General features: G+C 69.1%; 1 protein-coding gene and 1 pseudogene. Both read right to left on the bottom strand.

Features of this window, described 5'->3' with window-relative positions; translation table 11 throughout:
- On the bottom strand, window positions 1–134 hold a 134-nt coding region (locus EAO73_RS36995; protein WP_224756582.1), incomplete at its 3' end, for a DUF3073 family protein.
- A 233-nt stretch (window positions 135–367) separates the two neighbouring features.
- Window positions 368–632: pseudogene (locus EAO73_RS34785) on the bottom strand (valine dehydrogenase); the annotation flags it as partial.

Raw genomic sequence — 632 nt, forward strand, 5'->3', positions numbered from 1 at the left:
AGGTCCGTCCCGCCGCTGCTGTACTTCAGCTGGCGGGCGACCTTTGTCTGCTTGGCCTTTGCCCGGCCGCGCCCCATGGCTCGACCCCCTCGGTGACGGGGCTCGACGGCCCCAGAGTCTTGACACGCGTTCATGTTTCAGGACGGACTCTCGGCAGAGAGACCGTGCCTGTAGAGCTTTAACGGTACCTGCTTCCGCGGCCATACGGTACGCCGCCCGCATCACGTGCCCCGGAAGAGGACCCGCGAGACGCCCCGTCCTCGCTGGTCAACTGCGATTTTAACCTCTTATCGGCGGGCGACCCGCCGACCGGCGTGAGTCTTGTCTCGCCGGTCGGCGGGCCGTGGCCGAAGGGAGGGCCTCCGGATCAGCGGCGGCGGGCCTCCGCCATCCGCTGCTCGGCGATCCGGTCGGCCGCGGCGGCCGGCGGAATGCCGTCCTCCTTCGCACGTGCGAATATGGCCAGCGTGGTGTCGAAGATCTTCGCCGCCTTCGCCTTGCACCGGTCGAAGTCGAAGCCGTGCAGCTCGTCGGCGACCTGGATGACCCCGCCCGCGTTGACCACGTAGTCCGGCGCGTAGAGGATCGCGCGGTCCGCGAGGTCCTTCTCGACGCCCGGGTGCGCGAGCTGG

Source organism: Streptomyces sp. col6, from assembly GCF_008042035.1.
Classification (GTDB): Bacteria; Actinomycetota; Actinomycetes; order Streptomycetales; family Streptomycetaceae; genus Streptomyces.